Consider the following 23270-nt stretch of genomic DNA (forward strand, 5'->3'; position numbering starts at 1 on the left):
CACCTGACCCGAGGGCCGTCCAGGAGCACTTCCTGGGCGGCGTTCCGCGTTCCGGCTAGATGTCGGTGCGGTGGAAGTTCTTGAAGGAGCGCGACGGCGTGGGACCGCGTTGGCCCTGGTAGCGGGAGCCGTACTTCGCGGAGCCGTACGGGTGCTCGGCCGGGGAGGACAGCCGGAAGAAGCACAACTGGCCGATCTTCATGCCGGGCCAGAGCTTGATCGGCAGGGTCGCCACGTTCGACAGCTCCAGCGTCACGTGGCCGGAGAAGCCGGGGTCGATGAAGCCGGCGGTGGAGTGGGTGAGCAGGCCGAGCCGGCCGAGCGAGGACTTGCCCTCCAGCCGCGCCGCCACGTCGTCGGGCAGCGCCACCAGTTCGTAGGTGGACCCCAGCACGAACTCACCGGGATGCAGGATGAACGGCTCTTCGCCGGCCGGTTCGACCATCCGGGTCAGGTCGGGCTGTTCCTCGGCCGGATCGATGTGCGGGTACCTGTGGTTCTCGAACACCCGGAAGAACCGATCCAGCCGTACGTCGACGCTCGACGGCTGCACCATCGCAGCATCGAACGGATCCAGCTGGACCCGCTTCGCGTCGATCTCGGCCAGGATGTCGCGGTCGGAGAGCAGCACGAACGCAACTTACCGCAGCGTGCTGCTCCTCCGCCTGGTCGACCCGTCACCCCCATCGGCCCGTCCGCGGCCCTCCGGAGCCCTCAGCTCCCCGGATCCGCCGCTACGTGCCTATGGCAACGTCTCAGCCGGACAGCTTGTTGAACCTGGACACCTGGGTCGCGAACGTCTTCACCTGGGCCGGCGACCAGTCCTTGAGCAGGTCTTCGATCACCTTGTGCCGCTTCTTCCGCGCCGCGGCCAGCTTGCGCTTGCCGTTGGCGGTCAGCGTCAGCAAGGTCGCCCGCGCATCCGACTTGTCCGCGGCCCGCTTCAGCAGACCTTCTTCCTCGAGCCTGGCGCAGGCCCGGCTGACCGGACCCTTGTCGACCTCGAGCGCCGCGACCAGATCGGCCATCCGCACCGGTGCGAGCTCCTCGACATGGTTCAGCAACGCGTACTGCGCCGGCTCCAGATCCGGATGCGCCTCGTCGGACAGCGTCCGCTGCAGACCTCGCAGCCGGCGCGCCAACGTGACGAGCTCCTTCTCCAGGTTCTCCAGCGCGTCGTTAGTGTCAGTTGCCACCGTTCACCCCTTCTTTTCAGTTGCCCCGCAACCATCTTGTCCGGTCCCGGCAAGGACCGCATCCTCACGTTGCGTCGAATGTTGCCCCCGGCAACGCGTTCTAATCTGCCAGAAGATGACCGACCTGCCCAGTCCTGGGCGTGCCCTTTGTGGAAAATGCCCGATAACCCCCCGTGCAAACCGTCCGGGTGACCAGGTATGATCCTTCGGTCTGCTGGTTCACCGGCAGCGCGCGGGTGTAGTTCAATGGCAGAACATCAGCTTCCCAAGCTGACAGTGCGAGTTCGATTCTCGTCACCCGCTCAGGCAGAAACCCCAGGTCAGAGATCAGTTTCCGACCTGGGGTTTCGTCGTCTCAGGCGCCGGGTAGAGCCTCCGTGCCCACTGTGTGCCCGATGCTTCCGGGAGGTCGTCCTCGTCCGCTCCGTCCGGACCTTCCTGCAAAACTTCGTCGACAAGTTCTGACATTTCTGAGCTACTGCCCGGTGACGATTGTCGGCGTGGGTGTCTGTAGATCAGAGCGACTTGTGCGTTCGCCCTCAATCAACTCCCGCAGGGCCGAGCCGGGCTCTGCTGTCCACGTGTTGCCAACCTGCCCGGGTCTTCGTAGTGGACCTGACCAGTTAGCCCTGGCCGTCAGCCTGTGAGGCCGGAACGTTGACTGACGCAACAATGCACCCCTGCGGGTTATGGACACGCGTCACCACCGGCCGACGCGACCTGCCAGGAGTTCTTGGTCCAGCTGATTCTGACCGCGTCCGGCCGACGCCTACGCCGTTGATCGCCGTGCTGCTCCACGTTTGCCCGTAGCGGGTGAAGGCCTGGATGCAGGTGGGACGTCCGGGGTACTTCTTGTACGTGTAGACGAAGCGGCCGTTGTCGACGTTCGTTCCCCACAGACCCCGGCCGCGATCCACGTCTGGTCCTGGAACCCGTAGGCACGACCGTAGGAGTTGTTGTCGTAGAGGAAGGTCAGGCCTCGGCAGCCGAAGTAGCTGCGAGTTTGCTGCTTGTCGCATCGGTGACGTTGGCTCGCTTTTCTGATCGCTATCGGTTGCCGTAACTTAGTTGCGCTGATTCACTCTGGGGTGTGAGGTTTTCCCCTTCGCCCGGGAGTACCAGTGCAGATCACCCGCCGCCGCCTGCTGTCGTTCGTACCCGCCACCGCCTTGTTGACCGCGGTCAGACCCGCGCCCGCGAACGCGTCGACCGGAGCAAGTGGGCAGCCCGCGGCAACCAACCAACTGCTGACGAACCTGATCGCGATCTTCGCGGGAACACCTGAGTCCAACGCCCGTCCGGAGGTCGCCGCCAAGCTCGCGTCGATGGACCAGACGGCGCGGACCTGGCTCGCCTCGATGGACCGGGCCGGCGCGACCGAGGTCTTCGCCGGCCTACCTCTCGGCACGAGCGACCCGAACCTGATCGCGTCGTACCAGCACCTCTACGAGATCGCCCTCGCCACGAAGCGCCCGGGCCCGGCATCCGACCTGCAGGGCAACAGCGCAGTACAGGCTCGTGTGCTCGACAAGCTCGAGTGGTTGCATGCGAACTATTACGGCGACCAGTCGAAGGGGTACTACGGCAACTGGTTCACCTGGGAGATCGGCATCTCCACGCACGTCGGCAAGGCCCTCGCCCTGCTCGAGGCGCCGGCGGACCTGATCACCCAGTACGTCGCGTCGATGGACGCGTATCTCCGCAACGGAACCGACGGCGACGTGAACCTCGACTCGCGGTTCCACACCGGCGCCAACCTCGCCGACATCACCACCAACCGGATCATCCAGGGCGCGTTGCTCGACGATGATCGGCGCATCCGCAAGGCCCTGCAGGACCAGTTCACCGTGTTCGCCACGATCGACCCGGACAACCTCCAGCACGGCGTCACCGACGGGTACTACGCGGACGGCTCGTTCATCCAGCACGACTCAGTCGCCTACACCGGGTCGTACGGGAAGGCCCTGCTCACGCGGGTCGTGCAGACGATCAAGACCCTCGACGGCACCGACTACGCGCAGAGCGACGACCTCGTCGGGGTCGTCCAGGGCTGGGTGCAGAACGGCTTCGCCCCGCTGATCTTCGAGGGCTGGATGATGGAGATCGTCAAGGGCCGCGCGGTGTCACGAACCACCACCGGGTACGACGATGTCGCGATCGTGGTCGAGGCGATCGTCGACCTGTCCGACTACGCGGCGCCCGTGGACGCCGCCGCACTGAAGGGGTACGTGAAGTTCACGGCCCGCCCGACGTTGAACCCGAACAGCTTCGTCTCGCCTGTCAGCGTCGCGCGATTCGCCGACATCACCAAGGACTCCACGATCACGGCAGCCGACCTCAATCCTGCGGCAAGCAGCATCGCCTTCAACGCGATGGACAAGAATGTGCACCGTCGGCCCGGCTACGCGTTCGCCCTCGCGCGAAGCTCCAACCGGATCAGCAAGTACGAGTACATGAGCGGCGAGAACCTGATGCCGTGGTTCCAGGGCGACGGCGCGTACTACCTCTACCTGGCCGGCCAGGACCAGACCAAGTCGTTCGGCGTCGACTACTACACAGCCGCCTCCCCTTATGCCCTGGCCGGAGTCACCGCGCCGGTCGAGCAACGCAGTACGGTCCCGCAGCTCTATGGCACGCCGTACTACGACAACCCGGGCCATCCGCTGAACTTCACGTCGTCGTCGGAGTCGCAGAACACCTACGTCTACTTCCCGCGCGGCACCAACCAGTACTCCGGCGGCGCCACGCTCGGCCCGTACGCCGCGGCGGGGATGATCCAGTCGAGCGATGTCGCGTACGCCGACCGGGCGATCCTGCCTGAGGATTTCGTGGTCTACCGCAACGCGGAGTCAACCAAGTCGTGGTTCATGCTCGACGAGGAGATCGTCGTACTGGCCGCAGGTGTCAGCGATCAAACCCGTGCAGTCACCACCTCGATCGACGCGCGCTTGGCGGCTCCAACGGATCAGCTCGCGATCACCGGTGCCCTGCGCAACGGTCGCACCTGGTCCGGCCCCGGTACTGCGGACCTGCGCTGGCTGCGGTACGCGAACACCACAGCGGGCGCTTCGCTCGGCTACTACTTCCTCAGCCCGACCCAGGTATCCGTAGACCTCGCCCAGGTCACCCGCAGCCGCCGAGTAGTTCGCACCTCAAATCCGGACACCGTGATCACCAAGAGCGTCTTTGGCGTCACGGTGAACCAACCAGCCAAAGCCCGGACCGCGCTTGCGTACGCGCTGGTGCCGAACGCCACGGAAGCCCGACTGCGCTCATATCTCTACGGCCGAGTGCTGGTGCTCGCCAACACTCCGCGCCTGCAGGCGATCCACCACTCCACCCTCAACCTCACGGCCGCCAACACCTTCACGGAAGGCCGTCACACCCTCCCCGGCCTCACCATCGACGGCCCGGCCTCGGTCATCACCCGCCAACACCCCGACCGCACCTTCACCATCGCCGTCTCCGACCCCACCATGACCCGCCCAACCATCACCCTCACGCTCCCCGGCCGCCGGGCGACCACGGTCTCCTCAGATGCGGGCATCCAGCTGACCCACACCCTCACCGGCACCCGCGTCACCTTCCCGACCCACCAAACGCACGGTCGCTCACTGAACATCACTCTCACCCGCTGAGGATCGATCGGCGCACCCCCGACCAGGGTGTTGTGTCGGTCGGCGCCCCGGGCAGGGCGTTGTGTCGGTCGGCGCCCCGGGCAGGGCGTTCGGTGTCGGTCGGGGTCGCGGGCGGCACGGGGCGAGCGGGCAGGACTGGCTCGGTTGGGATGGGATCGGCTGCCGGGTTGTTCGGCCGCTGGCGCCAAATAAAGGGGTCACCGGACGAAAAAGCCGTTACCGGGGCCGCTATCCCGCCCCAGAACGCACCGGGGGACTTCCTGAGGTCAGGAGCCGCCGGCGCCTACCAGTTGCCCATCGATAGAGAGGATGCGGATCTTGCCGTGGCCCTTCTGGGGGACGACGAGGGCCACCTGGTGGAGGTAGTCCTGATGGAGGGTCTGCGTGTACTTCACATAGCTGCTGAAGGCCGTGGCCGCGCCGCTGGTCCAGTACGCGTTGGAGCCCGGCTCGACCCGTTGCAGGTACTGCTCGGTCAGCGCCAGGAACACCAGTCCCTCGCCGGTCGACGAGATGAAGGTGACCGGATCACCGGTGAGCCGGAACGTGTCGGTGACGGTGGAGATGTAGGTCTCCTTGACGTCGGCGGCCTTGTCCTTGGCTCGGCTGTTCAGCAGTGTCACCGTCCCTGGCGACGGCACGAACAGCCCGGCCTTCGGGGAGGCTGTACCTCCGCTCAGATACAGCGCCAGGTTGTTCCCGGCCGACTGCGGCAGGCTGGACAGCTTGTCCATGTCCGCCTTCACGGGCGTGCGCAATTCCTCCATCGGTGGCAGCTTCATGGTTGCCGATGGATAGACCGAGTGGGTCAGCACCCAGGGAGTGCCGGCGTTCTGCCGTTGCCACACGCCGAGCTGCCGGCTGTTCGGGTCGTCCGAGACGCCCGAGCTGACGACGAACCGCATCGGGTACGTGCTGAACTGCGGCGCACCGATCTGCGGCTTGGTGTAGGTGAACGGCTTGACCTTGTCCTTGCCGGCCTCATCGATCTTGCGGCCGATCTGGTATCCGGCTCGCGTCTGCGCGAGGGTCGGATCGCCCTCGATCGTCTCGGACAACTTGGCGTCGCGGGTCTGGTTCGCCTTGTTGTTGAGCTCGTTGTACCTCTTCACCACCGCCTGCCCGTCGGCCACGGTGACCGCCGCGCGAGTCACCGGATGGCTCGTGTTCTTCTCGGGGACCCCGACACAACCAGTTGCCGTCAGCAACAGAACTGCTCCCGTCGCGCCCACGCCGACCCGCCGTACGAGGCCTTGCGGTCCCGAAGGCCCCGAACCCGACGGCTGGAAAGCTGGCGGCTGGTACTGCGGTACGGGTGGAACCACGGGAGCCGGGGGACGCCGCCGGCGTACGAGCATCAGCAGGAGCCCCACGAACAGCAGGACCAGCCCGGCCCCGAACACCACCAGACACGTCCCGAACAGCCCGGGCAGCTCCATCCCGAGAGTCAGCCGGACGTCCGCCCCGGGAGTCCCGTCCGCGTTCATCGCCACCACGTCGTACGAGCCGTCGGCCATCGACCACGAGATCGACTGCTTCCCCGCACCGCTGGCCTTGGCGGTCCACCAGTCGAGCCCGGCCGGCGGGTTGAGCGGGGTCAGGCCACCCTTCATCTCCTGGGTGTCGAACTTCGGCGGCACGTTCAGCCGGAGCACTCGCGTGTACTCCGAACTGCCGAGGTAGCTCGCCACGTCGAGGTCCTGGCCGATGCCGACGAACACCGGCTTCTTCCCGGACGCGGTCACGTGCAGCGTCGGGCCGTGCCGGTCGAGCAGGTCCGGCGCGGTCATGACGGCCAGTCCCTTGCTCGACAACGGCTGCTCGCCGGTATCGATCGTGTCGTCCGGGCCGACCAGCCAGAAGGCGGCCGCCGCACCGGCGATCGTGACCAGCAATCCGGCCAGGGCCAACAGCAGGCCTAGGAACAGGCGGGCGAAACGCATGAAAAAGCTCCCCGTTGGTGCGACAGAGTCCGGCCCAGGGCGGAGGGCCGAACGGCACAGACCATAGCGGGGCGCGGGGGCGCCTCGCCGTCCACCCGTCGTCAACAGATAACTGAGCGGGCAATGATCTGTTACTGTCGGCGCAGTTAATGAATGGCTGTTCACAAACCGTCCAGGGGGGAGATCGTGGCCAGACCACGCCTGATCAGCGACGACACGATCCTGGACGCGACCCGTCAGGTGCTCGCCGAGCTCGGCCCGGCCAAGCTGACGCTCGCGGCGGTCGGCGCCCGAGTCGGGCTGGCTCCTCCGACCCTGATGCAGCGGTTCGGCAACAAGCGCGGGCTGCTGCTCGCCTCGGCGGCGCGGTCGCCGTTGATGGTTCTGCGCGCGGCCGAGGAGGCGGAGGCACGGAATACCTCGCCGTTGGCCACCTTGCGTGATTTCGCACTCTCGAGCGTTGCTCACATCAAGCATCGGGAGGAGCTCGGCAATGGGCTCGGCTTCGTGCAGCTGGACGTCGCCGACCCTGAGTTCCGCGAGCACGCGCTGGCGCACTCGGCGGCGATCGTTGACAGCTGCGCGCGATTGCTCCAGGCCGCTCAGGCGGCCGGCGAGCTGAAACCGGACGCCGACGTCCCCGCGCTCGCCCGACTCACCCTGGTCTGTTTCAACGGCGCGCTCCAAGTGTGGGCCGTGAACGGCTGGGGATCGCTGACCGACTTCATGCGGGACCAGCTGGAGCTGCTGCTCTCGCCCTATCTGACGGAGTGACGATGTTCTTGCGCGTGGCGCTCTGAGGGTCTCGCGACGAATCAGCGGCGGGTGGGCCAGAGGGCCCGGCGGAGGCGAAGCTCGTCTCGGATACTCGGGGGGATGGGGAGGTTTCGCTCGGCGAGCGCTCGGGCGCACGCCTCGAGGCTCATCAGGAGGCGGTCGGCGCGCGGGCCGCCCGCAGTACCGACCCTCGGTGCGCCTCGCTCAGCCTTGTTCTCGGCGCGGGCTGCGGAGAGTTCGGCGAAGATGACGCCGAGCGTGATGTCCGTCGGCCTGCGCAGTACCGGCTCAGGGCGCACCGGCGCCGGCTCGCGCTGGAACATTTCGGTTCGGAACGGCTTGGTGGACGGCAGGAACACAGGGAGTGCCATCGAGATCGCCTCGTCACACCAGAGGCTCCAAGGCACTCGACAATGAGCCACCACCGCCTCCGGTCCCCTCAAGGTACTCCTGTTGTCTCACCCCACCGCAGTCCGCACTCGCCGACCACTGAGGAGACTGGTCCGGTCACCCGTCGCCGTCGATGCGGGTGGGCATGACGAGGGTGGTGAAGGTGCCCTGATCGGCGGACCGTACGACGACCGGGCGGTCCGGGGCGCAGATCTCCAGGAGGACGTCCGGGCCGACGCTCACGGTCAGCGCGGCCGCCAGCAGGGACGAGGCGAAGCCGACCCGCACCGGCGCTCCCGAGCCGACCACCTCGAGCTGCCCGCCGGACCCGGATGCATCCACCTCGGAGTGCCCGTCGGAGCCAGGTGGTCCAGCCACCACCGAGGAATCCTCAGACGGGACGTTCGCCTTGGAGCAGGTTTTGGGCGCCGAGGCGACCGGGGTGATCGTGATGAGTGTCGGGGTGATGTCCAGGGCGACCGTTTCGGTGGTCAGGAGGTCGAGGAGGGCAAGGCGGTCTGCGACGATGCGGCAACTCGGTGGCGCCAGACCTTCGAGGATCGCCTGATAGGCGGGGTACTCCTCAGCGACCACCGGGACCGGGATCACGGAAGAAGACGACCCGTCTGCCACCAACGTCGTACCGGCTGGGCCGGCTTGGATCCGCACCTCGGAAGCCGCGGCGCTCCACCGGGCCAGGGCGGTCAGTTCGGGAGCGGAGATCAGCACGTTCCGCGGGTAGCCCGTGAAGGCCAGCGGGTGGAGCTTGCGGACCGACAGCCGGTAGCGGTCCGTGGCGACGAGTGTGACCTCGTCCTCGCCCAGCTCGAGCAGTACGCAGGCCAGCGCGGGGAGCTCGTCGGGGGTCGACGCCGCCGCAGTCGCGACCTGCCGGATGGCGCTCGCCAACTCCGCACCGCCCAGCGTCACAGCACACTCATATGGAACAGCGGGGAGGGAGCTGAGGATCCGCGCCACGGCTTTCCGAGCGGTGTCCGCCTTGCCCTCGACCGTCCGCAGATGCGCCTCCACCACCGCCGCCCCCTCGGCCGGACCACCGTCGAGCACGACCCGGACGTCGGCCAGTGGCAGGTCGATCTCCCTCAGGTCCCGGAGCAACGCAGCGCGCTGTTCCTGCTCCGGCGCGTAGTACCGGTAGCCGTTCTGCTCGTCCACCTCCGCCGGGCGGAGCAGTCCGCAGTCGTCGTAGAACCGCAGGGCGCTGGGGGTCAGTCCGACCCGCCGCGCGAAGGCGCTGATCGTCAGCAACTCGTCTGTCATGCCGCCGATCCTGGGTCCTCAAGCAACTCGAAGGTCAACTCGCGACCGTTAGGCAACTCGAAGGTCAACTCGCGACCGTCCAACTCGCCGCAACGGCCTCGACGCGACACTGACATGCACGCCTTGCGTGGCTCGGTGAAAATGGTGGGCGTGACGAGGTTGTACGTGGTGACAGGAGCGCCGGGCGCGGGCAAGTCGACCGTGATCCCGGAGCTGGTGCGGCTGCATTCCGGCAACCTCGTCGTGATGGACATGGACGAGTTGCTCGACCACGAGGGCAAGGTGCTCGGCATCGACATCGCCGACTCCACCGCCGCCGCGAACTGGCCGGCATACAACGCGCTCTGGTTGCGCATCACCGAGCTGATCCGCCGCTCGGGCACTCCCATGTTGCTGCTGTCGCCGCTGGTCCCGCGGGAGATGCCCGAGGGCCGCTGGCTGCATCTCGACTGCCCGGACTCAGTACGCCGCAAGCGGCTCGCCCAGCGCGGCTGGTCCGACCAGCACATCGCCGAGGCGATCGCCGACGCGGCCGAGATCCGCAAGCTGGTCCCCCGCTCGGTCCCCGGCGAAGGCACCCCGGAGGAGTCCGCCCGCCTCATCCTCGCCTGGGTCGACGAGTGAACCAGTCCTGCAGGACCTTCGTGTAGTCCTCGCTGATCCCCTCCAGCGACCGGTCGGCCGTCCCCGGCCAATGCCCGACGCCGGGGATGGATCTCCACGGACTTGATCACCGGTGGATCGTCACACGCCGCCCGGGTCAGCCGAATCGATGCGCAACGCCGTGGGCATCCGCTCAGGAGGCTGGTGAATCGGCAACGCGCCGACCCCAGGCGTGATCGACCCGAGCACGCTCGTGTGCCGAGCCCCCGTACAGCTCGGCACAGTCCCACCGAGCCCGTTGACCGTCAGAAACCCCAGTACTGCGAACGCGTACGCCTCCTTCGCCACCGAAGGCAGCCCGAGTTCGTCCGTGCTCAGCAAGGGAACACCCCGGAGCTCCTCAGCCAGACGATGCATCAGCGCGGGATTCCGAATCCCACCTCCGGCGGCGATGACCTCAGTCCCGCCGTACGCGTGCACCGCGTCAGCCACCGTGCGGGCGGTCAGCGCAGTCACCGTGGCGACCAGGTCGTCGGGCGCGATCTCGGGGAGCCCGGCCATCGCCTCAGCGAGATACCCGAGGTGGAACAGCTCCTTGCCTGTGCTCTTCGGCGCGGGTCTGCGGTAGTACGGCTCGGCGAGCAGCCGCTCGAACAGCTCCGGGTGAATCCGCCCGCGCCAAGCCATCAGCCCGTCGGCGTCGAAGGTCGACCGGCCACCGGTGAGCTCGCGAACCACGGCGTCGGCCAAGGCGTTCGCCGGACCGGTGTCGAACGCGATCGGCTCGCCGGTGATCACCGTGATGTTGGCGATCCCGCCGAGGTTGAGCGCGACCGGCGTACCGGGTCGGTCGCGCAGCCAGAGGGCGTCCACGATGCTGACCAGCGGAGCCCCTTGACCACCCGCGGCGACATCGCGGGAGCGAAGGTCCGAGACGACAGTGGTTCCCGTGGCCTCGGCGATCCAGGCGGGCTGGCCGAGCTGGAGCGTGCCGCGAACCTCCTCGCCGTCGACCCAGTGGAACACCGTCTGGCCGTGCGACACGACCAGGTCTGCATGGCCACCGCAAAGCTGCTCGACGGCTTGTCCGGCGACCGCTGCGAACTCCTGCCCGATCCCGGTGTCGAGCCGGCAGACCCGCTCCATCGAAGTGGTTGCTGGCGGCAAGGAATTGGCGATGTCCTGGCGCAACTGGCCGGAGTACGGGCGGCTCAGCATCCCGAGCGGAGTGAGGATGATCCGGTCGTCCTCGATCCGCAGGTCCGCCGCAGCGGCGTCGATGGCGTCGTACGACGTGCCTGACATCAGGCCGATGACTCGCATGTCAGTCCCGCAACTCCCGCCGGTGATCGTCGCCGCGCAACGTCAGCAGGGCGAGCACGCTGACCGCGCACGTCACCACTACGTAGTACGCCGGGATGTCGACGTTCTTCGTCCGCTTGATCAGCTCGGTGATAATGAGTCCGGCCGATCCGGAGAAGACCGCGTTGGACAGCGAGTAGGCCAGCCCGAGCCCGGTGTAGCGGACCCTGGTCGGGAACATCTCCGCCAACATCGCCGGCCCGGGACCAGCCATCAGCCCGACCACCAAGCCCGCGACGAAGACGGCGATCCCCTTGGCCGCGTTCGAACTCTCCTTGTCCTGCAGCAGATTCATCAACGGGAACGCCAGTACGACGACCAGCGCGGCGCCCGCGACCATCACCGGGCGACGCCCGATCCGGTCACTCAGCCAGCCCGCCGGCATGATCGACACGGCGAAGCCGAGGTTCGCCAGGACCGTCGCCACCAGGGCTTGCTGGAAGGTCGCGTGCAGCGTGGCCTGGAGGTAGGACGGCATCACCACGAGGAACGTGTACCCGGCAGCCGACCAGCCCATCAGCCGACCGATGCCGAGGGCAATCGCCTTGGCGACTTCGGCCTTGTCCGCCGGCAGCTGTTCGGTTTGCTGAACCCTTGCGAAGTTGGGAGTCTCGTCCAACCTCAGTCGCAACCACAGCGCCACCAGGCCGAGCGGGAGCGCCAGCAGGAACGGCACCCGCCAACCCCAGTCCTTGAGGGCTTCCGCGCTGAGGGCCGTCGCCAGGATCGCGGCAAGCCCTGCCCCGACGAGGAGGCCGAGCGCGACGGTGAGGGACTGCCAAGCGCCGTACAGGCCTCGCTTGTTCCGCGGCGCGAACTCGGTCATGATCGACACGGCGCCGCCGAACTCACCACCGGCGGACAGCCCCTGCAGAGCCCGGACCAACGTCAGCAGCCAAGGCGCCGCGGCACCGACCGTGGCATAGGTCGGCAGCACCCCGATCAGCGTGGTGGACAAGGTCATCAGCACAAGCACGACGATCAGCGTCGGCCGTCGGCCGATCCGGTCGCCGAGCCGGCCGAACACCGCCGCGCCGATCGGCCGGAAGAAGAACGCCAGCGCGAACGAGGCGTAAGTCTTGATCAGGCTCTCGGCGTCACTTGTCGAGGTGCTGCTGAAGAAGTTCGCCGCGATCACCGTGGCGAAGAAGCCGTACGCGCCGAACTCGTACCACTCGACGAAGTTGCCGACCGTGCCCGCCACCAGGGACCGACGGTTCCGCCGGACGTCGAGGTCGCCGGTCGCAGTACCGGGTGCTGTGCTCATGGCCCTCTCCACTGCTCGTAGAACCCCCGTAACTTTCCTCCCGTCACTGGGTCCATCTTGGTCTATCAGTTCCCGATCGGCGACCCCCGGGCGTTGGCGAGGCCGGACCGGCGCCCACCAGGCACCCCGAGCGACGTCACAGAGAATCGGCTTGGTGGTCGTTACTGGCGGGTATATACTCAAGTTACTCGTGAGTACAGGCAGCGAAGAGGCAGGGGAATCCGCGTGAGCCACTACAAGTCGAATCTGCGGGACATCGAGTTCAACCTGCTCGAGGTCCTGGGCCGTGGCGAGGTGCTCGGGCAGGGGCCGTACGCCGACATGGATGTCGACACCGCCCGTGAGGTGCTCGCCGAGATCGACCGGCTGGCCAAGAACGAGCTGGCCGCGTCGTTCGATGAGGCCGACCGGAACCCGCCCGTCTTCGACCCTCAGACCCACGAGGTCAAGCTGCCGGAGGCGTTCAAGAAGAGCTACCACGCCTACATGGATGCCGAGTGGTTCAAGCTCGAGCTGCCGCCGGAGCTCGGCGGTCAGCCGACGCCGCCCTCACTGCGCTGGGCCGCGGCCGAGATGGTGCTGGGCTCGAACCCGGCCGTCCACATCTACGCCGCCGGGCCGAACTTCGCGCACGTGCTGTGGCGCAACGGCACCGATCGGGACAAGAAGATCGCCCAGCACATGATCGAGCGCGGCTGGGGCGCCACCATGGTGCTGACGGAGCCGGACGCCGGATCGGATGTCGGCGCCGGCCGCACCAAGGCCACGCTGCAGGACGACGGCAGCTGGCACATCGAGGGCGTCAAGCGGTTCATCACCTCGGGCGAGCACGACATGACCGAGAACATCGTGCACCTGGTGCTGGCCCGCCCGCAGGGCATCGAAGGCGTCGGCGGCCCGGGCACGAAGGGCCTCAGCCTGTTCGTGGTCCCGAAGTACGACTTCGACCTGGAGACCGGCGAGCTGACCGGGGAGCGCAACGGCGCCTTCGTCACGAACGTCGAGAAGAAGATGGGCATCAAGGTCTCCACCACCTGCGAGATCACCTTCGGCGAGAACACCCCCGCCAAGGGCTGGCTGCTCGGCGAGGTGCACGAGGGCATCGCGCAGATGTTCCAGGTCATCGAGTACGCCCGGATGATGGTCGGAACGAAGGCGATCGCGACGCTGTCGACCGGCTACCTGAACGCGCTGGAATACGCGAAGGAGCGGGTCCAGGGCGCCGACCTGACCAACCCGGCGAAGACCGCGCCGCGCGTCACCATCACCCACCACCCGGACGTGCGCCGCTCGCTGATGACGCAGAAGTCGTACTCCGAGGCGCTGCGCGCGCTGGTGCTCTTCACCGCGACTTACCAGGACCGTGCCGAGCAGGCCCGGTACGCCGGTGAGCACGACGACGAGGCCGAGCGCGTCAACGACCTGCTGCTGCCGCTGGTGAAGGGGTACGGCTCGGAGAAGTCGTGGACCCTGCTCGGCACCGAGTCGCTGCAAACCTTCGGCGGCTCGGGCTTCCTGCAGGACTACCCGATCGAGCAGTACGTCCGCGACGCCAAGATCGACACCCTCTACGAGGGCACCACCGCGATCCAGGGTCAGGACCTGTTCTTCCGCAAGATCATCAAGGACCAGGGCAGGGCGCTGGGCCACCTGGCCGACCAGATCCAGGAGTTCGTCGCCTCTGAGGCCGGCAACGGCCGCCTGAAGGAGGAGCGCACCCTGCTCGCCAAGGGTCTCGAGGACACCCAGAAGCTGCTCGGGGTGATGGGCCAGGCGCTGATGTCGAGCAACCCGCAGGCCGAGAACGGCGACCCGCGCAACATCTACAAGGTCGGTCTGAACACCTCGCGGCTGCTCTACGTGCTTGGCGACGTGGTCTGCTCGTGGCTGATGCTGCGGCAGGCGGAAGTTGCCTTGAACAAGCTCGGCGAGGACCTGTCGCAGGCCGACAAGGACTTCTACGCCGGCAAGGTCGCGGCCGCCCAGTGGTTCGTCCGGTCGACGATGCCGACCGTGCGGGCCGAGCGGATCAAGGCCGAGATGACCGACCTCGACGTGATGGACCTGCCCGAATCCGCCTTCTGAGCTGTTCGACTGAGCTTGAACTGCCCGAGAATCTGGCCTGACAGCTGCGCCGACCGATCTGCCGCGGCTGATCTGCCCCGAGCTGCCCGTTGATCTGGCCTGCCCGGCCGGTTCAGTTTGAGGAAACGTTTCTGCCCGTGCACGACCCTGGCTTGGTCTCCCCTGTCCGAGCCAGGGTCGCGCTACGTCCGCGTCAGGGCGGATCTGAGCGTCTTGCCTGATCCGGGTGGCAGTGCCGTTCGGAGTTCGAGGTCACTGTTCCCCGCGGCACCAAGGTGACCGGCGACAACGGCAGCGGCGACGTTGCCAACGGCCTCATCGACAGCCCCGAAGGGACCCACAAACTCGACGCCACTACGATCAGCGGCGACGTACAACTGGCGGCGCGCTAGATTTGTAGTGTGGGTTTGTCTCCGGGTACCCGGAGACAATTCACCCGCCCGGTTCCAGGGCCGGTCATCGATATGCGTCGGTGATGGACCCCGGAGCGGGGCGGGCATAGCGTCGAAGTGTCCTGATCATTTCGAGGAGGGCTCGGCATGAGCATCGGTGTGGGGATCTTCCTGATGGTGGTGGGCGCCATCTTGGCGTTCGCCATCCGCGACTCCTGGGACGCCGTCGACCTGACCGTCGTCGGATACATCCTGATGCTCGCCGGGCTGGCAGGAATCGTGCTCTCCTTCTACATCACCAACCGCCGGCGGCGCGTCCCGAACGACGCCCTCGATCCCGCGGTCGAGGAGGAGTACCGAGTGGTCGAGGAGCACCACAAGGACATCAAGGAGTAGACGCTCCCGACAGCACCAGTTCGAGCCGCACGGGCCCGCCCGCGCTGACCAGCACCGGCACGCCCCAGTCCTGCCGGTGCATGTGACAAGCCGGGAACTCCACCTCTGCCGAGTCATCACAAGAAGCAGCCTGTACTGCGACGTGCAGCACGCCGTCCCCGACGCGTTCGTCGATCACCAGGCGACGGGTCAGGTCGGTGGAATCACCCGCACCTTCCTTGAGCAACGCCTCGGGGGTCGACGAGACCAGTAGCCGGGTGGACGGCCCGTACCGGTTGTCCAGCTTCTGCCCGGGCGGCGGGGTGAACACGACATCGAGGGTCACCTCGCCCCCGGCGATCTCCATCGGCGGGCGTTGCGTCCTGGTGCTGAACTCGTCCGCCTTCGCCGAAGCGCCCAGGGGGATCCTCGTCAACCGGTGCGCCGCCGACTCGACCACCAGCAGTTCATTGCCTGCGACAACAGCTCCGCTGGGTTCGGCGAGACCGGTCGCCATCGTCTCGACGAGGTTCGTCCGCGGGTCGAACCGGCGTACGGCACCGTTGTAGGTGTCGGCGATCGCCACCGAGCCGTCCGGGAGGACCGTCACGCCGAGCGGGTGCTGCAGCAGTGCCTCCTCCGCCTTGCCGTCGCGCAACCCGAAGTCGAACAAGCCGGTCCCGATGGCCGTGTGCACTTCGGTGTCCACCCACCTGACGGCTGAGATCTCGGAGTCGGCGAGCCAGAGGCGATCGCCGTCGACCGCGAATCCAGACGTCTGGGCGAACCAGGCCTGCTCCTTCGGGCCGTCCCTGAGCCCTTCGTTGGTGGTGCCGGCGGCAACCTCGGTGCTCTTGGTGAACGGGTCGAAGGTCCAGAGTTGATGCACGCCGGCCATGGCGATCCACACCTTGTCCTGCCACCAGGCGACATCCCACGGCGAGCTCAGGACATCCGTGCCGTCGCCGTCCATCCATTGTTTGCCGGTGCCGACGAGCGTGCTTGTGTTGCCGGTGCTGAGGGTGATGCCGCGGAGCGCGTGGTTCACCGTGTCCGCGACGACCACGTCGTAGCCGACCTGGTCGGCGATCTCCTTGGGCAGCAGGACGAGGCCGTTCGGCTCGGAGAATGACGCCTGATCCGCGGGACCGTCGGCGAAGCCGCGCTGCTGGGTGCCGAACCTCCTGATCACGGTAGTGGCGTCGGCCGCCAGTTCGACGATGCTGTGATTGCCCGCATCCGCGACGAGGAATCCGTCGCCCAGTCGACCCACCTTGGCCGGGAAGCGCAGATCCGTTGCCTCAGGCACCGGCGCGACGTACGGCGACTTGCCTCTCGTCAGCGTGCCGGCCTTCTCGTGCTCCGCGATCAGCTCAGCCAGCTGTGCGTCCAGCGCGTGAGCGTGCCCCTCGCCGGAGTACTGGGCAACGATGTACCCATTCGGATCCACCAGCACCAACGTCGGCCAGGCGCGCGCCGTGTAGTTCTCCCACGTCACCAGCTCCGGATCATCCAGCACCGGATGCCCCACCTCGTACCGCTCGACAGCAGCCCTGACGGCCGCCTCCTCCCCCTCATGCGCGAACTTCGGCGAATGCACCCCCACAATCACCAACGCATCCCCGTACTTCTCCTCCAGGGGCCGCAGTTCGTCCAACACATGCAGACAGTTGATGCAGCAAAAGGCCCAGAAATCCAACAAAAGAAAGCGCCCACGGAAGTCCGCGAGCTTCAGCTCCCTGCCCCCGGTGTTCAACCATCCCCGACCCCTGAGCTCCGGCGCGCGCACATGCATACCCTTATTGTCCCGTCTCTCCTCAAGCCAGGCGGCAGTGGGATGGCGACGGCGACCGGGCCGGTGGGCCGGTGGGCCGGTGGGATGGCGACGGCGACCGGGGCCGGTGGGCCGGTGGGCCGGTGGGCCGGTGGGCCGGTGGGCCGGTGGGCCGGTGGGCCGGTGGGCCGGTGGGCCGGTGGGCCGGTGGGCCGGTGGGCGAGCCTAGAGCCTGGACAGTTGTCGAGGCTTGGGACACCCAGCGGGGACCTCGAATAGGTAATACCTTGTCCACGGTCCGCAGATGACGTCCGAGGCCACCGGAACTGACCGCCCCAGAACCACCTGCTGCGCCAGCCGGGACTCTGCCGCGCAGTGACTCGGCAGAGTCCCAGGCGGGTGATTCCCCACAGCTCAGCCCGGGGGTGAATCCGCACCTTGTGCACAGCTCAGCCGTTTCCCGGACCGCGCAATGGCTGGGCCGAGCACAAGGTCGCGGCTCGGGGCCGGTGGGGATCGCGGTACTCCGAGCGACAGGAAGCAGTCGGAATCGTCCCGCCCTGGCTGAAGCCGCCGACCCGATGTCGGGCTCTTCGACCAATGGCGGCTTGCAAGGCGCCAGCCGACGAAAGACCCGCCAGTCCCCGTGGGCGAGCGGGAGTTGGCGTCAGGGTGGCCGGGGTGGCGGTCGGCCGGGGTGGCCGGGGTGGCGGGTGGCCGGGGTGGCGGTCGGCCGGGGTGGCCGGGGTGGCGGTCGGCCGGGGTGGCGGTCGGCCGCGGTGGCCGGGGTGGCCGGGGTGGCGGTCGGCCGGGGTGGCCGGGGTGGCGGTCGGCCGGGGTGGCCGGGGTGGCGGGTCGAGTACGAGGACGCGGCTCGGGGCCGGTTGGGGGTCGCGGTATTCCGAGCGACAGCAGGTGGTCGGAATCGCCCCACCCCCGGCTGAAGCCGCCGACCCGATGTCGGGCTCTTCGGCCGATGGCGGCTTGCAAGGCGCCAGCCGACGAAAACCCGGCCAGTCCCCGCGGGCCAGCGGGAGTTGGCGTCGGGGTGGCAGCGGCGCGGCTCCTCAGCGCGGGAGGGCGCGGCTCCTTAGCGCGGGAGGATGAGGGTGCTGGTGAGGAGTCTGGCGGTCTTGCGGAGGGTGGGTGGGGACGAGGAGAGTTCGGAGGCGAGGCCGTGGGGGGTGAGGGGTTCGCCCGGGCCGACCAGGCGGTGGCGGTGGGCGAGGAGCCAGACGATGGCGCGGGGCCAGGTGGAGAGGCGGGCCTTGGCGAGGAGGTCGGGGGCGTCGCGGACCAGGCGGTCGGCGATCTCGTAGGCCTCGGCGGCGTAGTTCGTGCCGAGGGTTTCGCCGGCCAGGAGCCATGCGTGCGGGGCGAGGACGGACAGGGTCGCGGCTTGGGACTTGTCCAGGCCGCGGAGGTCCGGGCGCGGTGGAGCGCCTAGGCCGGCGAGGGTTCGGTAGGCGTCTTCGAGGTCTGCGCTGGTGTCATCCAGGAAGACCCGCTCGCCGGACTTCGAGCCGATCGGGTCCGACAGCGCTGCCGCTTCCAGCGCAGGCGTCCACACGTCTACGGCGTCCAGCGCTTCCTCGATCGCGTCCAGGTCGAGCTCGGTCCGCTCCCCCGCGAACTCCAGCCACGCCTTCACGACCACCGGCACCGCCGCGAAGTAGGTGCTATCGGCAAGCACTTTGCGCGGCAGCCAGTACGACAGGAACAGCTCCACCAGTACTGCGCTGACGCGAAGCGGGCCGCCAACCGTCCGGTCGACCGCGTGGTCGATCCACAGCCGCGCGATGTCGGCCGCATCGTCCGGCAGGCCGACGCCGTGCCGCGACTCGATGAACTCCTGGACCAACTCATCCCGCTGCCGCCCGGACAGCTGCGGCCGAACCGGTGGACGAACAGGGCGTTCCGGCAACTGAGTCAGGCGATTCACCAGCAGGCCGGAGAAGAACTCGAAGTCCTCCGTCACCGGCGGATCGTCATGATCGTGTGTCTCGCCCAGCGCCTGCAGGATGATCCCCGCAGCAGTCGCCGGTCGAACCGTCCGCACGGTCACCCGCCCACCGCGCTGATACGCCTCGACCACCCGGTCGACGGGCGGCCCGACGAACACGTCCTTCGCGATCGCGCCCAGGTTGTTGTCCACGAACACCACCACCGTGTGCGGATGATGGTCGTCGTCGTAGTCCAGCACGACGCTCAACCCGTCGCCGGTGACGTCCTCGGACACGATCGCGCTGGTCAACCGGAACCCGGCGATCCGCGAGACCCAGTCCGGTACGCCGGACTGCGTGCGCCCGCGCGACAGGTGCGCCCGCTGCAGCGGAAGCCGCCCGGCCGGACCGACTGTCCGGGCCAGACTCGTCAGCAGCACAAAGGAATCCAGGTCACGCCGCTCACCGAGAACCCGCGCGGCATCGGCCCAGAAGAACCGCTCGACCTCACCGATCTCGTCGGGCTGCCCGGCAGGCCAGAGCTGGTCGGCGAGCAGGGCGGCAGACCGCGCGACGGAGGCCTCCGCGATCACGGGATGCAAGGCAGGAGGCGCCGCCGCCAGATCAAGCAGCAGTGTCTCCTGCAAGGTTTCCAGCACTGCGGCACTCGGCGTGGTGTCGAGGTCGGTCCCGACGACACCCACCGGGGGCTGCCGTGGGGTGGAGCCCGGACTGGAGCCGACCAGCCGCAGATGGCTGCCGCGTCCGTCCCGGCCCCCTGACTTGGTCACCTAGGCGAGATTACCGCCGAAGACCCCCTTGCCGCAGGGCGGTAGGCGCGTCCTGTGGACAGTGAGGGCGACACGCCGTGACGAAACCCCCACGACCCGTGGTTCCAGCACGGAGTACCGGGTCCACGGGCCGCAGGCCGTAGTACGAAAGCAAGGTCTCTCCGAAGACAGACCCCCGAGGAGGATCAGCCCTTCAGGGCTCCTGCCATCAGCCCGCCGATGAACCAACGGCCCAGCAGGATGTAGACCAGCAGGGTCGGGAACGAGGTGATCAGCGCACCCGACATACTCGCCGCGTAGTCGACCTTCTGCCCACCGGCCAGGGCCGCGAGGCCCAGCGTGACCGGTCCGTTGTTCTGCTGGGTCAGGAACAACGCGAACAGGAAGTCGTTCCAGACCGAGGTGAACTGCCAGATCAGCGTCACCACGAAGCCGGAGATCGAGATCGGCAGGATGATCCGCAGGTAGGTCTGGACCAGCCCGGCGCCGTCCACCCGGGCCGACTCGATGATCTCGTGCGGCACGATCGTGGCGTAGTAGTTGCGGAAGATCAGCGTGCAGATCGGCAGGCCGTAGATGACGTGCGCGATCAGCAGCGTCGGGATCCCGCGGGTGACATTCAGGTCCTCGAAGGTCTGCCGCAGCGGCAGCATCACCGCCTGGTACGGGATGAACATGCCGAACAGGATGAACGCGAACACCAGGTTCGCGCCGGGGAACCGCCAGCGGGCCAGCACGAACCCGTTCGCGGAACCGATCAGCGACGAGATGATCGCGGCCGGCACCGCCAGCGAGAGCGAGCGGACCATGTACGGCTGCAGCACGTCCCACGCCTTGCGCCACGGCTCCAGCGTCCAGGTCTGCGGCAAGGACCACTGCGCGGCGGCGGAGGTGTCGGCCGAGGTCTTGAAGCTGGTGATGACCACGACGTAGACCGGCGTGAGCACGAACAGCAGGAACATCAGCAGTAGGACGTAGCGAATCGTCCGGCTCTTCCGGGTCGAGCCGTCCGCGATCGTGCTGCGGCGGGGCTTCCCCGTGATCGCCGCGGCAGCCTTACCGGTTGCGGCCGGGGCCTCTACGACGGTCATTCTTCGCTCTCCTGCCGGACGGTGTAGGCGACATAGGGAATGACCAGTACTGCGACCACGGCGAGCAGCACGATCGCGATGGCTGCCGCCTTGGCCATGTCGCTGCGCAGCAAGGTGTTCCACATGTAGATCGAAGGCACCTCGGTGCGGAACTGGTTCGGCCCGGTGATCGCGTAGATCAGGTCGAACAGCTTCAGCGACATGTGGCCCAGGATGATCAGCGCCGACAGGGCGATCGGCGACAGCTGCGGGAACAGCACGTACCGGTACAGCTTGAACTCGCTGGCGCCGTCCACCCGGGCGGCCTCCCGCAACTCCGGCGGGATGCCACGGAACCCGGCGAGGAACAACGCCATGATGTAGCCCGACAGCTGCCAGACCGCGGGCAGCGCGATGGACGCCATCGTCGTCCACCGGCTCCCCCCGGTCCACCAGGGATTCTCCAGGAAGTTCAGGTGGAGAATCGAGAACAGCCGGTTCAGACCGCGTGCGTCGTCGCCCGTGGACGGGTTCAGCAACCAGCCCCAGACGACGCCGGACGCGATCATCGAGATCGCCATCGGGAACAGGAAGATCGACCGGAACACGCCCTCGCCGGTGACCCCCTTCTCCAGCAGCAACGCCCACAACAGGCCGAAGATCAGCGTGCCCAGGATGAACGCCACCGTGAGCACGCCGAGGTTCTTCAGCGAGTTGAGAAACCTGTCCTCATGGAACAGGTTGGCGTAGTTGTCGAACGCGACATAGTTCGCCGAGCCGGGCCGGGCCGTGTGCCGGTCGGTCAACGAGGTGTTGAACGTCCAGGCGATGAGCCCGTAGACGAAGTACCCGAGCAACAGCACCGTGGGCAGCAGCACCAACGCCCCTGGCCCCCAGGTGCGGATTCTTCCGTGCATGCTCAGGACTCCTGGTAGTTGTCAGCCGACGAGATCAGCACGGATCAGTTCGGCTTCGCAGCCGCGACCAGTGCCTTCTGCAGCGTTGCGACATCCAGCCCGCTACTGAACTGACCCATCGCGGACAGGATGCTGTCGTTCTGGCCCAGCGTGCACGCGGCACCGTGAGCGCAGGACGGGACGATCTTGTCCTTCTTCCAGTCAGCCATCGCGGACTGCTGGTACTTCGGGTAGTCCGCCGGAGCCGCGTCGGAGCGGGCCGGAATCGAGCCCTTCTTGGTGTTGAAGGCCTTCTGGCCGTCGGCGCTACCGACGACGTCCAGCCAGCACTTCGCACCCTCGGGGTCCTGACCACCGGTCGGCAGGGTGAAGGAGTCCGCCAGGAACTGGAAGTTCCCCGCGGTGCCCGGCGCCGGCCAGTAGGTGTACGAGGTCTCCGGCACCTTGAGGGACAACTCCTGCGCGGCGACCCAGTCGCCCATCAGCTGGTAGCCCGCCTGACCCTTGTTGAGATAGCCCAGCGCGTCCGGCCAGTCGATCGCCTCGCGGTCGACGTTGCCGAACGAGAGGACCTTCTTGAACTTCTCCAGCGCGGCGGTGACGTCAGGGCCGGCCATGTCAGTCTTGCCGTTCCACAGACCGACGAACTTGTCAGCACCGAGCTCGGCGAGCAGCACGGCCTCCATCACCATCTCCTCGGCGAAGCCCTTGGAGACGGCGAGCGGGTACTTCACCCCGGCGGCCTTCAGCTTGTCCATGTCGGCGATCCAGGCGTCGACCGTGGCCGGGGCCGTGGCGGCGTCGATGTTGGCCTTCTTCAGCACCGTCGGGTTCGCCCACACGACGTTGGCGCGGTGCACGTTGGCCGGCACCGAGTAGATCTTGCCGTCGACGGTCAGGTTGTCCAGCAAGCTCTGCGGGAACGCCTTGTCCAGGCCGAACTGCTTGTACAGGTCGGTGACGTCGTCGACCTGGCCGTTCTTGATGTAGTCGCCCAGTTCGGCGCCCGCGTGCGCCTGGAAGGTCGACGGCGGCTTCTTCGCGGCCAGGTCGTTCGCCAGCACCTGCTTGGCGTTCGCCCCGGCGCCACCGGCGACAGCCGAGTTCACGAACTTGTAGTCCTTGCACTTCGTGCCGAAGACCGACACGAGTCCGTCCAGGCCGGCCTTCTCGCCGCCGTCCGCCCACCAGGTGAAGACGGTGACATCCTTGCTCGCCGAGTTCCCACTGCCGCTGTCGCTGCTGTTCCCACAGGCACTGACCGCGAGAAGACCCACGGCACCCATTACCGCGACGGTCTTGCTCCAACCACCACGCATGTTTTCACTCTCCGCTCAGCTTTTGGAGCTGTCTTACAACGAATGCCCCCTTGACGGCCCAACTCTGGGCACGGGGCTGGTCGGGTGTCAACGCTCCGCGCAGGCGCGTTGCGCAGACGTGACCCCTCGCGCAGCTCGCGTATGAGA

Annotated in this window: 17 protein-coding genes and 1 tRNA gene; 6 read left to right on the forward strand and 12 right to left on the reverse strand. The window is 67.5% G+C overall.

Annotation, left to right across the window (positions count from 1 at the left end; genetic code table 11):
* Nucleotides 1–55 precede the first annotated feature (55 nt).
* Both dcd and ABD210_RS14165 read right to left on the reverse strand, forming a co-directional pair.
* Nucleotides 56–631, reverse strand: coding sequence for a dCTP deaminase (gene dcd, locus ABD210_RS14160; protein WP_344111718.1), 576 nt, complete (start codon nt 629–631; stop codon nt 56–58).
* 124 nt (nt 632–755) lie between these two features.
* Entirely contained in the window at nt 756–1196 is a 441-nt protein-coding gene (locus tag ABD210_RS14165) for a MarR family winged helix-turn-helix transcriptional regulator (protein WP_344111720.1), read from the reverse strand.
* Between the two features lie 232 nt (nt 1197–1428).
* Here ABD210_RS14165 and ABD210_RS14170 point away from each other — a divergent pair.
* Nucleotides 1429–1499, forward strand: a tRNA-Gly gene (locus ABD210_RS14170).
* Nucleotides 1500–2317: 818 nt separating this feature from the next.
* Complete coding sequence (locus tag ABD210_RS14175) at nt 2318–4834, forward strand: polysaccharide lyase family 8 super-sandwich domain-containing protein (RefSeq protein ID WP_344111721.1); 2517 nt, start codon at nt 2318–2320, stop codon at nt 4832–4834.
* A gap of 266 nt (nt 4835–5100) precedes the next feature.
* Here ABD210_RS14175 and ABD210_RS14180 read toward each other — a convergent pair whose 3' ends face one another.
* Nucleotides 5101–6777 carry a DUF8094 domain-containing protein gene (locus tag ABD210_RS14180; protein WP_344111722.1) on the reverse strand — a complete coding sequence of 559 codons (1677 nt, stop codon included), beginning with the start codon at nt 6775–6777 and terminating at the stop codon, nt 5101–5103.
* Nucleotides 6778–6963: 186 nt separating this feature from the next.
* On the opposite strand from ABD210_RS14180, the gene ABD210_RS14185 reads away from it, so the two are divergent.
* On the forward strand, nt 6964–7551 hold the full coding sequence (locus tag ABD210_RS14185) for a TetR/AcrR family transcriptional regulator (RefSeq protein ID WP_344111723.1): 588 nt from the start codon (nt 6964–6966) through the stop codon (nt 7549–7551).
* A 41-nt stretch (nt 7552–7592) separates the two neighbouring features.
* Here ABD210_RS14185 and ABD210_RS14190 read toward each other — a convergent pair whose 3' ends face one another.
* Entirely contained in the window at nt 7593–7925 is a 333-nt protein-coding gene (locus ABD210_RS14190) for a hypothetical protein (protein WP_344111724.1), read from the reverse strand.
* A gap of 136 nt (nt 7926–8061) precedes the next feature.
* Nucleotides 8062–9225 (reverse strand): DNA polymerase III subunit beta family protein, encoded by a 1164-nt coding sequence (locus ABD210_RS14195; protein ID WP_344111725.1) that lies wholly within the window; start codon nt 9223–9225, stop codon nt 8062–8064.
* Between the two features lie 150 nt (nt 9226–9375).
* Between ABD210_RS14195 and ABD210_RS14200 the strand changes: the two genes are divergently transcribed.
* Nucleotides 9376–9849, forward strand: a complete 474-nt coding sequence (locus ABD210_RS14200; RefSeq protein ID WP_344111727.1) for an AAA family ATPase — start codon at nt 9376–9378, stop codon at nt 9847–9849.
* A 120-nt stretch (nt 9850–9969) separates the two neighbouring features.
* On the opposite strand, the gene ABD210_RS14205 is transcribed toward ABD210_RS14200, so the two are convergent.
* Together ABD210_RS14205 and ABD210_RS14210 are read right to left on the reverse strand one after the other, a co-directional pair.
* Nucleotides 9970–11151 carry an anhydro-N-acetylmuramic acid kinase gene (locus ABD210_RS14205; RefSeq protein ID WP_344111728.1) on the reverse strand — a complete coding sequence of 394 codons (1182 nt, stop codon included), beginning with the start codon at nt 11149–11151 and terminating at the stop codon, nt 9970–9972.
* 1 nt (nt 11152) lies between these two features.
* Entirely contained in the window at nt 11153–12457 is a 1305-nt protein-coding gene (locus ABD210_RS14210) for an MFS transporter (protein WP_344111729.1), read from the reverse strand.
* A gap of 225 nt (nt 12458–12682) precedes the next feature.
* On the opposite strand from ABD210_RS14210, the gene ABD210_RS14215 reads away from it, so the two are divergent.
* A complete protein-coding gene (locus ABD210_RS14215) occupies nt 12683–14542 on the forward strand; it encodes an acyl-CoA dehydrogenase (RefSeq protein WP_344111731.1) in 1860 nt (619 codons plus the stop codon).
* Between the two features lie 539 nt (nt 14543–15081).
* The gene (locus ABD210_RS14220; protein ID WP_344111732.1) at nt 15082–15330 is read left to right on the forward strand and encodes a DUF6458 family protein; all 249 of its coding nucleotides are present in this window, start codon (nt 15082–15084) and stop codon (nt 15328–15330) included.
* Here ABD210_RS14220 and ABD210_RS14225 read toward each other — a convergent pair.
* The 5 genes from ABD210_RS14225 to ABD210_RS14245 form a co-directional block, all read right to left on the reverse strand.
* Nucleotides 15320–17104 carry an NHL domain-containing thioredoxin family protein gene (locus ABD210_RS14225; protein WP_344111734.1) on the reverse strand — a complete coding sequence of 595 codons (1785 nt, stop codon included), beginning with the start codon at nt 17102–17104 and terminating at the stop codon, nt 15320–15322. The genes ABD210_RS14220 and ABD210_RS14225 overlap by 11 nt on opposite strands.
* A 1069-nt stretch (nt 17105–18173) precedes the next feature.
* Entirely contained in the window at nt 18174–19817 is a 1644-nt protein-coding gene (locus tag ABD210_RS14230) for a hypothetical protein (protein WP_344111735.1), read from the reverse strand.
* 185 nt (nt 19818–20002) lie between these two features.
* A complete protein-coding gene (locus tag ABD210_RS14235; RefSeq protein ID WP_344111736.1) occupies nt 20003–20908 on the reverse strand; it encodes a carbohydrate ABC transporter permease in 906 nt (301 codons plus the stop codon).
* On the reverse strand, nt 20905–21804 hold the full coding sequence (locus tag ABD210_RS14240) for a carbohydrate ABC transporter permease (protein WP_344111737.1): 900 nt from the start codon (nt 21802–21804) through the stop codon (nt 20905–20907). Before ABD210_RS14240 ends, ABD210_RS14235 begins: the two co-directional genes overlap by 4 nt.
* 44 nt (nt 21805–21848) lie before the next feature.
* Nucleotides 21849–23123 carry an ABC transporter substrate-binding protein gene (locus ABD210_RS14245; RefSeq protein ID WP_344111738.1) on the reverse strand — a complete coding sequence of 425 codons (1275 nt, stop codon included), beginning with the start codon at nt 23121–23123 and terminating at the stop codon, nt 21849–21851.
* Nucleotides 23124–23270 lie beyond the last annotated feature (147 nt).

The sequence above is a fragment of the Kribbella alba genome, assembly GCF_039529635.1.
Taxonomy (GTDB): domain Bacteria; phylum Actinomycetota; class Actinomycetes; order Propionibacteriales; family Kribbellaceae; genus Kribbella; species Kribbella alba.